This window comes from Halomonas sp. AOP22-C1-8 (assembly GCF_052378905.1).
Taxonomy (GTDB): Bacteria; Pseudomonadota; Gammaproteobacteria; order Pseudomonadales; family Halomonadaceae; genus Vreelandella; species Vreelandella citrativorans.
Map to the genome: position 1 here is coordinate 207869 of NZ_JBQSYD010000002.1, position 15544 is coordinate 223412.

Consider the following 15544-nt stretch of genomic DNA (forward strand, 5'->3'; position numbering starts at 1 on the left):
TACGCCAGCTGTAGTGAAAGCTGCTAACTACGCCGCATCATTAAAAGCGTTTAATGCGTCAACCAGCATTGAGCACTCTTCAAACCACAGGTCGGCGGGCCACTGCTGATAATCATCCTCTTCACTGATATAACCATATCCGACCGCAACGGCTGTCATGCCAGCGGCTTTCGCTGCTTGCATATCACGTACGTGGTCGCCGACATACCAGCACTGTTCCGGCGCGACGCCCAAACGACGGGCCGCTTCCCACAAAGGTTCCGGGTCGGGCTTCTTAACACTCAGGTCATCGGCACACAGCAACGCACCGGGCTCCAGCGCTAATGCGGCGAGTAAAGGCTCGGTATAGCGGCGCGGCTTATTGGTGACAATCCCCCAGGGCCGTTGACTTCCGTGCCATTCAATAAGCCATTGGTTAAGCGGGATAAATACTTGGCTATGCACCGCTACGGCTTGTTCATAGGCATCGAGCAGAAACTGGCGGGCAGTATCATGGCCTGGGGCTTTGTGATCAAGATCCAACGCTAGGGTGACTAGCGCGCTCCCCCCATTGGAAACCTGACGACGTATCTGCTCGTAGGCCAGGGGCGCCAGCCCGTGGTGGGCGCGTAGGGCATTTGTTGCTTGAGCAAGATCGGGCGCGGTATCCACCAGGGTTCCGTCAAGATCAAACAGAATGGCAAGCGGTGGCGTCGTTGGCATCTATTGACTCACTTTGCGGCAGTACATCATGTAGTTTACAGAGACATCGTCAGCCACTAAGCGGTAGCGACGAGTAAGAGGGTTATACGTCAGCCCTGTTTGCTCACGAACTTCCAGGCCCACTTGGCGGGACCATGCCGCCATTTCAGACGGACGAATAAATTTGGCATAGTCGTGGGTGCCGCGGGGCAGTAGCCTAAGGACATATTCGGCGCCTAATATCGCAAATGCGTAGGATTTTGGCGTACGGTTGAGCGTTGAAAAAAATACATAGCCGCCAGGGCGTACCAACGCACAGCAGGCCCGAATCACTGAGGCGGGGTCAGGTACGTGCTCCAGCATTTCCATACAGGTAACGACATCAAAATGCCCCGGGGTTTGAGCAGCCAACGCTTCAACACTAATATTTTGGTAGTCAACGGACACGCCGCTCTCTTCTGCATGCAGCCTGGCAACGCCAAGCGGCGCTTCGCCAAGATCAATGCCCGTTACCTTGGCACCACGATGTGCCATGGACTCACTCAAGATACCGCCTCCGCAGCCCACATCCAGCACCTGTTTTCCGGCTAAACCGGCGCGTGCGTCAATAAAATTAAGGCGCAGGGGGTTAATCTCATGTAGCGGCTTGAATTCACTCATTGGGTCCCACCAGCGGCTAGCAAGTGCTTCAAATTTAGCAACTTCCGCTGCATCGACGTTGCCTTGGTAGCGATCAGCAGTGCTATCCTGAGGTGTCGCTTGCATGTGTTGACTCCCATCGTCAGTCAGCAATGGATAGTGTTTTCCTATCCAGCCTGGTTGTTAGCATCAAGTGCGAGTGGCATCCACTCAATCATTCAGTATTATGGACATTCTAACCACTCCCAGGTCAGAACGCATGAAAAGGACCATTGTATGAATCTTATGGCTATATTTTCTCGCTTTTCCGCCGTACAAGGAGTTCGGTAAATGCGAGTATTTCTTTACGGCAGTGAACTAAGTGCGGTGACAGCAGCGTCCGCATTAGCCTGGGTAGGTCATCAAGTAGAGTGGTTACCTCATCAGAGTGCGCCCTGGACGGTTCTTTCGCAGGTGGATTGGCTGCGCAGTGAGCCGGAGCTAATGCCGCATATCCAGCAGGGGTTGGCCGATGGCACGTTAGTACTGATTGATGATGTATCTCAAACGTCTTCGGCTGATGTTGTCTGGCTTGCACTTTCGCCAAGCCAGCGTAACGACGCCAGCACACTGCTTCAACAGTCGGAACTATGTCTGCAGCAAGGTGCCGTGTTAATTAATAACTCTACGTTTCCGGTCGGCGAAACGGAGCGCTTGGATGATTTAATGAGAGGCCAACATAGCAGCGTGGCCTTGCCTGATACGCTTGAAGAAGGGCGTGCCTGGGCGTCGTTTACTCGCCCCACGCGTTGGCTGCTTGGGTGTGATGATGCCCACGGAGAGCACGTTGCACGCGAGCTTTTACGCGCGTTCAATCGCCGACAAGAAGTTTTCCAGCCCATGCCGCGCAGGGCGGCAGAGCTTACCAAGCTTGCCATCAATGGCATGCTGGCCACACGAATTAGCTATATGAATGAAATTGCCGGTTTAGCCGATACACTAGGCGTGGATGTTGAGCATGTTCGCCAAGGTATGGGGGCCGACACACGTATCGGTTTTGAGTATTTGTATCCCGGCTGTGGTTTTGGTGGCCCCAACTTTTCGCGGGACTTAATGCGCCTGGCAGATGTTCAGTCAAAAAGTGGCCGTTACTCCGCGTTGCTTGAACAGGTCATGGACATTAATGAGCAGAAAAAAGAGACGCTGTTCCGTAAACTTTGGGCCCATTTTGAAGGCGAGTTAGCGGGTAAAACGATCGCTATTTGGGGAGCCGCGTTCAAGCCTGGCACAGCACGTATCGACCATGCGCCGGTATTGACGCTTTTAGACGCTTTGTGGGCACAAGGTGTAAAGGTAAAGCTTCATGATCCCGCCGCTACTAGCGCATTACATCAGCTTGTTGGGCAGCGCGATGACCTTCAAACATTTGATCAAGACCCATATCAGGCGTGTGAAGGTGCCGATGCGCTAATGCTGGTTACGGAGTGGAAGTCATACTGGAACCCGGACTGGCATCGACTTGCAGGGCTACTCAGCGCTAAGCTGGTGTTAGATGGTCGAAATATTTACGACCCTACATTTGTTGCCAACTGCGGCTTAAAGTACCGTGGTATTGGTCGTCGTGCCGACCCTACGTCTTTTTGAGAAAATGCCATGCCTAATCCGACGCCTTCCCAACGTATTGTTCCCGATGTAGGCCAAAGCTTAACGGCCCAGCATTTGCGCCACCGAAAAGGGCCTCTCGTATGGCCCTTATGGCTTGGAATGCTCTTGTTCTGTGTGCTACTCGCAGGCGCCGCTGTCGTGCTGTGGTTTGAGCGCGAGCGTTTATTAACCGAACTCCACCGCGTCAGTGGCGAGGTCTCTAACGTTCATGCTCGGTTGGACTCAGGTGATACTGATGTGCAGGATACAATTGCGCTAGTGCAGGCTCAGATGACAACGCTGTTCCAAGAGCAGGAGCAGCTGTCTGTTGCGTTAATCAATACGCGTGAAGAGCTCTATGGTGCGCTGACAGATGACGAAGAGCGCCCATCCAATGAGATGATAACGTCGTTTAATCAGCGCCTTTCCCAGTACCAAGAGCAGGCTGCCTTACGTGATCGCCGATTGGCTGCGTTTAGCACCTCCCTGGATGCACTGGAACAGGCGGGCATATCCGGTCGGCAAAACCTTGTTGAAGAGGTTAATCATGTGGAGCAAACCACCGCTCAGCAGCTCACGTCACTGGAAGAGCAGGTCAATCAGTTAAACCAAACAGTAACAGGGCAGTTGGAAGAGCAAATCGCTGCTTTGAGCGAGCGCTTTAATCAATTGGACACTCAGCTAAATACGCTACAGTTAGACTCATCCTCTCCAAGTGATGAAATTGCAGCATTTGAAGAGCAGTGGACTCAGCGTTTATCTACCCTTGAAAGTGATATACGGCAAATTCGCCAGGCCCAACTCGCTTTTAGCGCCCAAATAGAAATGCTTAGATAGTAGTAGTGGAGCAGGCTATAACCGCCAACAAAAGAGTTTGTGAGGGAGTTTATTGTATGGGAAGACAGTGGCGTTGGCTTTTAGCTACTCGGATGGCTTGTTTTATTGCGCTCCCTCTGAGTTTTGCCTATGTTCCATCAGTTTTGGCGTTAACGGCTACTATTAACGGGGTTGACGGCGACGTTGAAGATAATATCAGTGCCTATTTAGAGAGCATTGATGAAGAACTATATACCCAAACTCGTTTAGAGGGTGAGATACGTAGCCGTACAAGAGTGGCAATGCGTGTCTATGGTTATTATGAGCCCACCGTTGAGGTTCAAATTGACCCTGCCGTTGTACTCAATATTGATACTGGTCCTCGAGTCGAAATTCAGGAGCTTGCGATTAATGTTGATGGCGATGCCAAAGATGATCCTACGTTTAAAGACGCTCTGGATAGCTTTCCCTTAAAAGTAGGCGACCCGTTAGTTCAGCCGCCCTGGGATCAATTGCGTTCGCAATTTTCGGGGTTAGCTATCGAACGTGGCTACTTTGATTGGGCTTTTACCAAACGGCGTATGGAAGTGCGCCCTTATTTACGAAGTGCGCGCCTCTATATGGATTTTGATAGCGGCCCACGCTTTCGGTTTGGCGAAACCAATATCACAGGGAGCCACATTGTTCTTGATCGCCTGCATAATATGCAGACGTATGAGGATAACGATCCCTATCTCGCGGAGTCACTTGCTACTTATACGCAGCGCTTGGTTGAAACCGGTTGGTTTCGATCCGTTTCGATTCGCCCTCGTTTGACAACGGCCCAAGAGCTGGTGGTTGCGCCTCCTGAGGGCGGTGCCTCGCCTTGGTGGGAGTCAGCCACAGCTTCCCAGCCGAAGCGCCCGCGGATTAGTAGTGCGGCACTGGCGAGCGTACTGACTATCAATAAAAATGACGATATTCGTTTGCCTATTGATGTGAACGTTGATCCTGCGAACCGTCACCAGTTTGAGGTGGGTATCGGTTATGCGACAGATGTAGGCCCTCGATTACGCTTTAGCTGGCACCAACCATGGATTAATAGTTTAGGCCACAGCCTGAATCATGACCTTTATCTTTCCGCGCCGGAACAGCGTTTTACCGGTGTGTACAACGTTCCCCTTGAAGACCCGCTCCGCGATAGCTATCGATTGCAGTACGGGGTTCGCAATATTGATAATAGCGATACCCGGTCGATGCAAGGCTCTGTTGAGCTGGCTCGTCGTTGGCAATTTGACAACGACTGGATCCAGTCGGTGTATTTTCGAACAACGTATGAAGACTTTACTCAAGGGGGAGAGGCAGACAAAGTCTGGCTCTTTTATCCAGGCATCCAGTGGTCTCGAACGCGGACACGGCCACAGCGATTCCCTCTTTGGGGCGACCGTCAGCAGCTCTCGATTGAGTATTCCGACACAGTGTGGGGATCAGACGCCCAGTTTTTGCGTTTAACCGGTGATACCGAATTTATCCGCACTATCAACAACGATAATCGCTTTTTAGCACGGCTAAGTATTGGCGCTATCGAAACAGATGATTTTTCCAAAATTCCACCCTCGCTGCGTTTTTTCGCAGGGGGCGATCGCAGCGTGCGCGGTTACTCCTATGAGAGCCTGTCGCCACGAAACGACGAGGGTCGCTTGCAGGGCGGGCGTCAAATGATTACCTCGACGCTTGAATATCAGCGTCGTGTTAGGGGCGACTGGTGGGCGGCGACGTTCGTGGATACCGGTGATGCGTTCGATAACTGGGGTCCACACGATTTAAAAACCGGCGCCGGGGTGGGTGTCCGCTGGGTATCGCCGGTAGGGCCAATTCGCTTTGATGTAGCGCACCCCTTCGATAACGACGATGCATATCGTGTGCATTTCTCCATCGGCCCGGAATTCTAGGAGTACGCTTTGTCCCAGGTTGAATCTTCTACTTCTACGACGCGCCAACCATACTCATCCCGACACCGGGCGTGGTTATTGATCTGGAGCCTTATACGGCTGGCTATTGTTCTGCCACTTTGGTTATTTGGGTTAGTCGCACTGCTACTGGGTACGGCATTATCGCCTTGGGGGACTGATTTTTTATTCTCACAAGGGGAGAGGCGAGGATACTTTTCTTACGAGCAACAAGACGGCGCATTACTGGAACAATTTACGTTAAAAGGCTTTCATCTTGATCTAGGCAACCTAACGATTGGCATTGCTGACCTTGAGATTGCCTGGGCCGATGATTGCCTCCTCTCTGGACGACTCTGCCTGGATACATTGCACGCTGATGGGTTAAATGTGCGCTTGAGTGCAGATGGCACGCCTGAAGAGCCACAAGCGTCGGGCGAGCCTTTCCGGCTACATCTGCCATTTCCTATCGAGCTGCGCTCGGTGGTTGTCAATAATAGCAATGTGCAGCTTGCGGATGGTACGCGTATTCAATGGGCATCATTTGAATCATCTGCCAGTGCCGCGTGGAGCAACGTTGATTTAGCGCCAACACATCTTGATCAGTTGACCATTTATTTACCGCCCTCAGCGGGTGTTCAGCTTACGCAGGGTGCTCAAACCTCACTAGCGGCTGAGGGCATTGACGGCGCCATTGCCGTGGCCACGCCTCAGCCTCAAGAGGATGCCTTACCCGCCCCGTCGCCCGAGCAACGCTTGGCTGACGGAGAGCGTATTGAGCTGTCCGAGATCGCTTTACCTGTCGATATAAGCGTGAGCGACCTGACAGTAACCGATGTTAAACTGACAGGTGCCTTTGAATACACTGTCGAGCGCTTGCAGTTAGCGGGTAGCACGAAGGAAAGTAAGGTAGATATCACATCTTTTGATGTGGTGACCAAGGATGTTGAAGCCACTCTTGTAGGCAATGTGAGCTTAACCGGTAGTTATCCGCTGGAAGCGCAGTTAAATGCCGAACTGTTTTTACCCGAACTTTATCCAGAATTAAAGGGGGAAAAACTGGCCCTTACGCTGTCCGGTCCGCTAAACAATCTACAGGCTGAGCTTAGTGCCTCAGACGTGGTAACCGCATCACTCGCAGTAAGCGTAGATGCATTAGCACCCGACGTGCCTTTCCATGCGCGGCTGCAAAGCGATCGGTTGCAATGGCCTTTGGTAGAGGCAGCGCCGCCAGCAGGCGAGAGTGCTCTTGAGCCTTACGTGATTGAAGCCGTTGACCTTACGGTAGAGGGTAGTCTTGAGGCTTACCGCACCGAGGTTAGCCTACGCGCGCAGGGCCCTCAGTTACCACCTACTCAGGTAGCGCTTACTGGCGATGGAGACGTTGACCATTTTCAGTGGCAGCCTTTAGTTCTGCAACTGGGGGAAAACACGCTGCGTAGCGAGGGGCATGTCGATTGGTCAACACCCGATTTATCCTTCCAGGCGCGTGTGCAAAGTGAACGACTGCAATGGCCCTTGGTAGACGAACCTGCTGCCGACGGTGAGAGCGGTACCCAGCCGTATGTGGCTGAGGCGGTCGACCTGACGGTGGAAGGCAGCATGGAGGCTTACCATGCAAAGGTTAGTCTTGAGGCGCATGGCCCTGAGTTGCCTCGCGCTAGCGTTACACTGACAGGCGATGGGGATGCTAATCATTTCCGTTGGGAGCCGCTGGTTTTGCAGGTAGAAGAAAGCAGGCTGCACAGCGAAGGGCGTATCCACTGGTTAGCGCCGTTAACGGTCGATGCACAGGTCTGGTTGGATCAATTTAATCCCGGCAATTTTGTTGACCAAATGGAAGGTAGCTTAACCGGCGATATTGATCTCAACGTGCGCCAGCTAGACGATGTATGGTCGGTTAGCGTGGCAAACATCGATATTGAAGGCAAGCTTCGCGATTATCCCTTGACCTTGCAGGCGGCGCTGGATGCTAACAGCCATCTGGAGATCGATATTCACCAACTTCAGTTCGCTCAGGGCAACAACCGGCTTCATGCGTCAGGCCAGCTAAGCGAGCGGGCAATGTCCTTGAAGGCTGATATTGATCTGCGTGAACTCAATACGCTGTCGCCTGAGTTGGGCGGTACATTGACGGGTAACCTACAGGCCGGAGGTAGTTTTGAGCAACCTACTCTTGTTGCCGACTTGTCAGGCAGTGATCTGCGCTTCACCGACAGCCTTGTGCAGCAACTCTCGCTTAACGCTAATGTGCGGGGGCTTGAGGATCCAAGACTTGATGTTCAGCTAGGCTTGAAAGAAATTTTTGCAGGCGGGCAGGATCTTGAGGCCGTTGACCTGAACCTAACTGGCCGACTTTCTCAGCACCAGCTTGAAGCGACTGTGCAAGGTCAACCAGAGAGTCCATTAAGCCGTGCGGTAGTGGCGTTGAATGGTCGCTTTGATCAACAGCGCCACGTCTACCAGGGCCGTTTGACACCGCTGGAAATTGATTCCGAGGCGGGCACTATTCGCCTGGAGGAACCCTTGGACCTAAGCTACAACCTCGCCAATGGCCAAGCGCGTCTCTCCGCGTTTTGTTTGCGCCGTGAGGAAGGCGGGCTGGTGTGCTCTGAAGAGCCGATTAACGCCTCGGCTAACCAGGGCCATGCGGTGGTAAGCGTACGCGAAGTACCTATGGAAATGCTCGAACCTTTCCTGCCTGAAGAGTGGACGTTTGAGGGTGATACAACGGCCGATATGGTTGTTGACTGGCGTCAAGGTGGAGCGCGCTGGCAGGCTGATGTAGAGCTACTAAGCAATCTCGCCATTACCGCTGTTAACGATTATGGACAGCCGGTTCAGCTTCCTGCTATTGACCTCAATGTTCAGGTGCAAGCGAATCAAGCACAAGCGGACGCCAACATCGTACTCTCGTTTTCTGAGGCGGGAGAGCTAACCCTGGATCTTACCCTCGATGATCCGATGGGGCGGGGCACGCTAGATGGCGATCTACGCGCGAATAAACTGTTGCTTGAACCTTATCTACCCATAGCCATCGGCTTAGACCGTCTTGAAGGCGAGTTTGATGGGCGGGTGCTCATTGGCGGAACCACAAGCCAGCCAGATTTACAGGGTGCGTTAGCGTTGCGCAACCTGCATGTTCATGGGCCAGGTATCCCTGTTGACGTCCGTGATGGCGAACTTACGCTTTTATTTGATGGAGAGCAGGGGAATATCAATGGGTTTGTGGAAGCCGAAAAAGGTCGGCTTAACATTACCGGCGACAGCTATTGGCCAGCGCTAGATGATTGGCGTATCGGTGTCGATCTTGAAGCCGTTCAGGAGCCCGTCCTTCTGGTGCTGCCCCAATTTGGTCGTATAGAAGTCGCCCCGGATATTCGGGTACGTGTTACACCCGAGCATTTACAGGTGCGCGGTAATGTTGATTTACCGTGGTCCCGGCTTGTTATTGGTGCCAGATCCTCGTCCGCTATTGAGCCAAGCCCTGATGAGGTCATCATTACTGAGCGTGACGACCGCATGGCAGAAGAGGCCGCGCTCAGGGCCGCGGCAAATGGGGGGATTAGCAATTCGGAGGAGCTAGGCCAAACGGGCATGATGCTTGATGTATTGATTGACCTGACGCTAGGTCGCGATATGCATATTTCCGCTTATGGTCTGGAATCCGATTTGGGCGGGACACTTCAAGTTCGCCAGGATAGCGGTGGACTTCAGCTTTTTGGGGATGTAAACCTGGTTGACGGGCGTTTCCAGGCCTTTGGGCAGGACTTGCTGATTCGCCGTGGCCAACTCCTGTTTAGTGGTCCACCATCGCTTCCCTCACTGGACTTTGAAGCAATACGTAATCCTGATAGAACAGAAGATAACGTTATTGCTGGGGTCCGCGTTACCGGAAGTGCCGCAGAGCCTAACGTCAGGATTTTCTCTGAGCCTTCCATGGGGGAAACACAAGCGCTTTCCTACTTACTGCGCGGGCGTAGCCAGGATTCAAGTGGTGGGATGGACAGCGCACTGACAACCGCGTTGATCGGAATGTCGCTAGGCCGTGTAGGTGGTGCTGTCGGCTCTATTGGGCAATCATTTGGCATTGATGACCTGGCGCTGGATACAACCGGCGCCGGGGATGAAAGTCAGGTTGCCCTTAGCGGTCAGCTGACCGAAGATATTAGAATTAGCTATGGTGTGGGAATTTTCTCGCCCATTGCAGAGCTAACCGTTCGCTATACGCTATGGCGTAACTTATACGTGCAAGCTGTATCGGGTACTAATCAGGCGATTGATTTGATTTATACTTTTACTCGCCGAGGCAACCCGGTGATTCAGCACGAAACGAATAGAGAGTGATATGACACGATTAACCGAGAACTATGTTCATACTATTAGCGGACACTCCCTGCAAGCGCAGTATCCTGAGGGTTATCAGGAAATCGTTCTGGGAATGGGGTGCTTTTGGGGTGTCGAGCGGCTCTTTTGGCAGCAACCAGGCGTATACGTGACTGCCGCAGGCTATGCGGGTGGCCAAACGCCTGATCCCGATTATGATGCAGTCTGCTCGGGGCGGACCGGGCACGCTGAAGTGGTTCGCGTGGTGTATGACCCCAACAAAACCGATATTGACGCCTTGCTCCAGATATTTTGGGAGCAACACGACCCGACCCAAGGCAATCGGCAGGGAAATGACATAGGCTCGCAGTATCGTTCTGTTATCTATACAACCACCGATGAACAGCAGCAGGCGGCTGAGCAGAGTGCCAAAGCGTACCAAAAGGCGTTAGAGGCGGCAGATAAAGGTACTGTTACCACCGAGATAAAGCCGCTGGATACTTTCTATTTTGCAGAAGCGTACCATCAGCAATATCTGGACAAAAACCCTAACGGATACTGTGGCTTAAAAGGGACAGGGGTAACATGCCCCATTGGCGGGTAGGTAACGCGGTATTAGCAGGCAAAGGCGACTATTGCTTCGGGCAATCGTCGCCTGGGGCTTAATCGGTTGGCTGCACTCGATCAATGCGGTAAAGCGTTTCTACCTGATCCAGCCCAGTGACGGTGCATTTAAGGTCTTTAACACGACCATCGCTTAAGCCGTAGACCCAGCCATGTACTGAAATATTCTGGCCGCTTTGCCAGGCGCGCTGCAAAATTTTAGTGCGACATAAGCTTTTAACCTGTGCTTTAACATTAAGCTCACACATACGGTCAATTTGCTCATCCAACGGAAGGTGATCAAGCGAGTGGCGGTGGTGGTTATATTGCTCACGGACGGAGTGCAGCCAGTAATCAACGACACCGCACTCACCCCCCGTCACTGCCGCTCTAATACCGCCACAGCCGTAGTGCCCCACAATCATGATGTGGCTCACGTTAAGGACATCGACCGCATACTGCACAACAGAGAGCGCATTCATGTCGGTGTGATGTAAAAGGTTGGCGACATTGCGGTGAACAAACACTTCGCCTGGTGGCAATGAAATAATCTGATTAGCGGGAACCCGGCTATCAGAACAGCCTATCCATAAATAATCAGGATTTTGCTGATTAGACAGGCGCTTAAAATACTCGGGATCCTCTTCGCACATGCGTTCAGCCCAGGCACGATTATTTTCGAGGAGCGTCGCAATAGGGTCAGACATTGAGTCTCCGTATCGTTACATCGTCAGGTTAAGGCGAAATCAAGCAAGCGATGAAGGTTTTAACCTTCATCGCGACTAAGGTCAATAAGCATGTGCTGTCGGTTTCTTAACGCGCATGCCAATTTTTAGGAGCAAATAATGGTAGCCGATTCTGAGTATCAATATGACTTATTAGTGATTGGCGCAGGTTCAGGGGGCGTTCGCGCTGCACGCATGGCTGCAGCAACGGGTGCCAACGTCGCTATTGTGGAAGACCGCTATCTCGGGGGGACTTGTGTCAACGTAGGCTGCGTACCCAAGAAACTGTATGCCTATGCCGCACATTTTCATGACAGTTTTGATGACGCTGCAGGTTTTGGCTGGCAGCTATCCGAGCCGGCCACCTTTGACTGGGCCACATTGCGAGACAATAAAACAAGTGAAATTAAGCGTTTAAACAATATTTACCAACGCATGCTGGAAGGGGCAGACGTCACCCTGCTTAGCGCTCGCGGTCGACTGGTCGATGCGCATACGGTGGCGTTAGAAGATGAAAACGGCGTTACTCACGTGAGCGCAAAAAAAATACTATTGGCCACCGGTGGCTGGCCATGGGTGCCTGATTTCCCGGGTAATGAGCATGCGCTGGACTCTAACCAGGTGTTTGACCTGGACGAATTTCCCAAGCGTTTTATGGTCCTGGGCGGCGGGTACATCGCCGTTGAGTTTGCGAGTATTTTTAATGGCCTGGGCAGCGAAACGCATTTGATTTATCGTGGCGATCTATTTTTGAAACCCTTTGATCATGAAGTGCGTGAATTCACTCGTAAGGAAATGGATAAAAAAGGTGTCAATCTCCATTTCAACGCCAATATAGAGCGTATTGAAGCCATTGAATCCGGTTACAACGTTCATCTAACGACCGGCGAGACGTTAGAGGTAGACGTTGTACTGGCAGCAACAGGGCGTAAAGCCAATATTCAGGGCCTGGGCCTTGAAGAGCTGGGTATTCAGTTGGATGGCAACGGCAAAATTCCGGTTAACGCACATTATGAAACGCTGGTCCCGTCTGTGTTAGCGCTTGGAGATCTAACGGTTGGTCCAGAGCTCACCCCAGTGGCGCTGGCTGAAGCCATGCAGTTGGTGGATTATCATTTCAAAGACACCACGCCGACACGGCTTGATTACACCACGGTGCCTACCGCCGTTTTTTGTCAGCCCAATATTGGCACGGTTGGCTTAAGCGAGGAGGGCGCCCGCCAAAAGTTTACCAACATTCGGGTTTACTCCACGGAGTTCCGGGCGATGAAGCACACCTTGTCGGGAAGCCAGGAGCGCACGTTGATGAAGCTTATTGTTGATGACGCAACGGATATTGTAGTCGGAGCGCACATGGTAGGCGAAGAGGCCGGAGAAATTATTCAAGGCATTGCCATCGCCGTTAGAGCTGGTCTTACCAAACAGGATTTTGATCTCACCGTTGGTATTCATCCAACCGGTGCTGAAGAGTTTGTCACCATGCGAACTGTTACTCGGCAATAAACTGCCAGCAGCTTCCTAATGTGCAGTACATCAAGCGAGCCAGTGGCTCGCTTTTTTAATATCACCGTTTTTTAAAAGTTGGACTAAACTCATATTTTTATTTCGCCAGTGGCGATGTCAGTATTAAAAATACCAAGCCTAATATAACCGTAAATTATGGAAAACAGGGTGGTGGATAATATGGCTTTTGAATTGCTAATAATCAGCTGTTATAATGATGCTCAAATTCGCTACAGCGAAGCATAACCATGAATACGCCAATGCAACCTTTTACCCCTTCATCTGAGCTCGCACGACCCACCGTTGCCGACGCGGTCGTTGGGTTTTCAGAAGCGCCTCTCTATATCCGAAAGCCAAATGCAGAGGACGGTTGGGGAATATACGAGCTGGTAAAAGCGTGTCCTCCACTGGACGTTAACTCTGCTTACGCTTACTTGCTGTTAGCCACCCAATTTCGTGATACCTGCGCTGTTGCCACCAACGAAGAGGGCGAAATAGTCGGATTTGTGTCTGGCTATGTAAAAGACAACGCCCCCGATACCTATTTCTTATGGCAAGTAGCCGTAGGTGAAAAAGCACGCGGTACAGGGCTTGCCCGCCGCCTTGTTGAAGCCATCCTTTCTCGCCCTGAACTCGCCGATGTTCACCACTTGGAAACCACTATTACACCTGACAACCTGGCTTCCTGGGGACTGTTTCGACGTTTAGCCACTCGCTGGCATGCGCCGTTAAATAGCCGTGAATATTTCTCTACCGAACAGCTTGGTGGGGAGCATGACCCAGAGAACCTGGTTCGCATCGGCCCATTCCAAACTGACCACATCTGATTTTTCTTTTTTTATCCGTATTGCCACGATGTTCTCGACATCTCTCGGCTTAACGATGACACAAGGAGGTCGCTAATGAAGACCCAATCGCTTGAACGTATGGAGTCTAATGTTCGTACCTATTCACGTTCATTTCCCGTTGTGTTTACCAAAGCGCAAAATGCTCGTTTAACCGACGAAAACGGTCGCGAATATATCGACTTTTTGGCGGGTGCCGGAACGCTCAATTACGGCCATAACAACCCGCATCTCAAGCAAGCCATGATTGACTACCTGTCTAGCGACGGTATTGTCCACGGTCTGGATATGTGGACGGCAGCTAAACGGGAATATCTCGAAACACTCGAAGAACTCATCTTTAAACCGCGTGGGCTGGATTATAAAGTTCATCTACCTGGCCCGACCGGGACGAATGCAGTTGAAGCGGCTATTCGTTTGGCACGCGTAGCCAAAGGTCGCCACAATATTGTGACGTTCACTAACGGTTTCCACGGTGTGACCATGGGGGCGTTGGCCACCACCGGCAACCGTAAATTCCGCGAAGCAACCGGCGGCATTCCGACGCAAGGGGCAAGCTTTTTACCCTATGATGGCTATATGGGAGAGCATGCCGATACGCTTGATTACTTTGAAAAATTACTGGGCGACCAGTCAGGCGGCTTGGATATTCCCGCAGGGGTTATTGTTGAAACCGTGCAAGGCGAGGGCGGTATCAACGTAGCAGGCTTGGACTGGTTAAAACGGCTTGAAAGTATTTGCCGTGAACACGATATTTTACTCATCGTGGACGATATCCAGGCAGGCTGTGGCCGTACCGGCAAGTTCTTCAGTTTTGAGCATGCCGGCATCAAGCCGGATATCGTCACTAACTCGAAGTCACTGTCTGGCTTTGGCTTGCCCTTTGCTCATGTATTGATTCGTCCAGAGCTGGACGTGTGGAAACCTGGCCAATATAACGGCACCTTCCGTGGCTTTAACCTTGCCATGGTAACGGCAACTGCCGCGCTTAAAAAATACTGGGCAAACGATACGTTTGAGCGCGACGTACAACGCAAAGCCCGCATCGTTGAAGAGCGTTTCCAGAAGCTAGCGGCGCTGTTGACTGAAAATGGTATCCCAGCTACCGAGCGCGGCCGCGGCCTGATGCGTGGTATCGACGTTGTTTCGGGTGACATCGCCGACAAGATTACCAGCGAAGCGTTTGCAAACGGCTTGATTATTGAGACAAGCGGCCAAGGCGGCGAAGTCGTTAAATGCCTCTGTCCGTTAACGATTAGCGACGAAGATCTGCTTGAAGCGCTGGATATTCTGGAAGCGGCTGTCAACACGGCTATCAACGGATAACCTGACGTTACTTTGGGTAGTTAACGAACCTTAACGATAAACTCAACGGCTGGTATCGCCAGCCGTTCAGGCATGGAGCATATTATGATCGTCCGTAGTCTTGAAGAAGCACGTAAAACAAGCCGACTGGTAACTGCTGAAAATGGTAACTGGGACAGTACCCGTTTGGTGCTTGCCGAGGATAATGCGGGTTTCTCTTTCCACATCACACGCATCTTCCCGGGCACAGAGACTCACATTCAGTATAAGCATCATTACGAAGCCGTTTTTTGCTATGAAGGCGAAGGTGAAGTCGAAACCCTGGCGGATGGCAAAATCTGGCCAATCAAAGCGGGCGATATTTATCTACTGGACAAGCATGACGAGCACCTTCTGCGCGGCAAAGAAAAAGGCATGACCGTGGCCTGTGTCTTTACACCGGCACTGAGTGGCAATGAGGTGCACCGCGAAGATGGATCCTATGCGCCGGCCGATGAGTAAACCTTAGCTCTCCGCGCTTATAAAAGCAGCCTTGCTAACGCAGGCTGCT

At 51.9% G+C, this 15544-nt stretch carries 12 protein-coding genes; 9 read left to right on the plus strand and 3 right to left on the minus strand.

Features of this window, described 5'->3' with window-relative positions:
* Positions 1–27: 27 nt before the first annotated feature.
* On the minus strand, positions 28–702 hold the full coding sequence (locus ACT3TY_RS02175) for an HAD-IA family hydrolase (RefSeq protein WP_444627229.1): 675 nt from the start codon (positions 700–702) through the stop codon (positions 28–30).
* Positions 703–1446, minus strand: coding sequence for a bifunctional 2-polyprenyl-6-hydroxyphenol methylase/3-demethylubiquinol 3-O-methyltransferase UbiG (ubiG, locus tag ACT3TY_RS02180; protein WP_444627230.1), 744 nt, complete (start codon positions 1444–1446; stop codon positions 703–705).
* A 204-nt stretch (positions 1447–1650) separates the two neighbouring features.
* On the opposite strand from ubiG, the gene ACT3TY_RS02185 reads away from it, so the two are divergent.
* The 5 genes from ACT3TY_RS02185 to msrA are packed head-to-tail and all read left to right on the plus strand — an operon-like array spanning position 1651 to position 10617.
* A complete protein-coding gene (locus ACT3TY_RS02185) occupies positions 1651–2943 on the plus strand; it encodes a nucleotide sugar dehydrogenase (protein WP_444627231.1) in 1293 nt (430 codons plus the stop codon).
* Between the two features lie 9 nt (positions 2944–2952).
* Positions 2953–3780, plus strand: coding sequence for a hypothetical protein (locus tag ACT3TY_RS02190; RefSeq protein ID WP_444627232.1), 828 nt, complete (start codon positions 2953–2955; stop codon positions 3778–3780).
* 56 nt (positions 3781–3836) lie between these two features.
* The gene (gene tamA / locus ACT3TY_RS02195; protein WP_444627233.1) at positions 3837–5690 is read left to right on the plus strand and encodes an autotransporter assembly complex protein TamA; all 1854 of its coding nucleotides are present in this window, start codon (positions 3837–3839) and stop codon (positions 5688–5690) included.
* A 9-nt stretch (positions 5691–5699) separates the two neighbouring features.
* Positions 5700–10034, plus strand: a complete 4335-nt coding sequence (gene tamB / locus ACT3TY_RS02200; protein ID WP_444627234.1) for an autotransporter assembly complex protein TamB — start codon at positions 5700–5702, stop codon at positions 10032–10034.
* Between the two features lies 1 nt (position 10035).
* Positions 10036–10617, plus strand: a complete 582-nt coding sequence (gene msrA / locus ACT3TY_RS02205) for a peptide-methionine (S)-S-oxide reductase MsrA (protein ID WP_172116620.1) — start codon at positions 10036–10038, stop codon at positions 10615–10617.
* A 58-nt stretch (positions 10618–10675) separates the two neighbouring features.
* Here msrA and can read toward each other — a convergent pair whose 3' ends face one another.
* Positions 10676–11323, minus strand: coding sequence for a carbonate dehydratase (gene can, locus ACT3TY_RS02210; protein ID WP_087105449.1), 648 nt, complete (start codon positions 11321–11323; stop codon positions 10676–10678).
* A 138-nt stretch (positions 11324–11461) separates the two neighbouring features.
* Here can and gorA point away from each other — a divergent pair, with 138 nt between their 5' ends.
* From gorA to ACT3TY_RS02230, 4 genes are all read left to right on the plus strand, one after another.
* Positions 11462–12844 (plus strand): glutathione-disulfide reductase, encoded by a 1383-nt coding sequence (gorA, locus tag ACT3TY_RS02215; RefSeq protein WP_172116621.1) that lies wholly within the window; start codon positions 11462–11464, stop codon positions 12842–12844.
* A 248-nt stretch (positions 12845–13092) separates the two neighbouring features.
* Positions 13093–13671 carry a diaminobutyrate acetyltransferase gene (gene ectA, locus ACT3TY_RS02220; protein WP_172116622.1) on the plus strand — a complete coding sequence of 193 codons (579 nt, stop codon included), beginning with the start codon at positions 13093–13095 and terminating at the stop codon, positions 13669–13671.
* A gap of 75 nt (positions 13672–13746) precedes the next feature.
* A complete protein-coding gene (ectB, locus tag ACT3TY_RS02225) occupies positions 13747–15015 on the plus strand; it encodes a diaminobutyrate--2-oxoglutarate transaminase (RefSeq protein ID WP_444627235.1) in 1269 nt (422 codons plus the stop codon).
* Positions 15016–15099: 84 nt separating this feature from the next.
* Entirely contained in the window at positions 15100–15495 is a 396-nt protein-coding gene (locus ACT3TY_RS02230; RefSeq protein ID WP_172116624.1) for an ectoine synthase, read from the plus strand.
* The last annotated feature ends 49 nt before the right edge of the window (positions 15496–15544 follow it).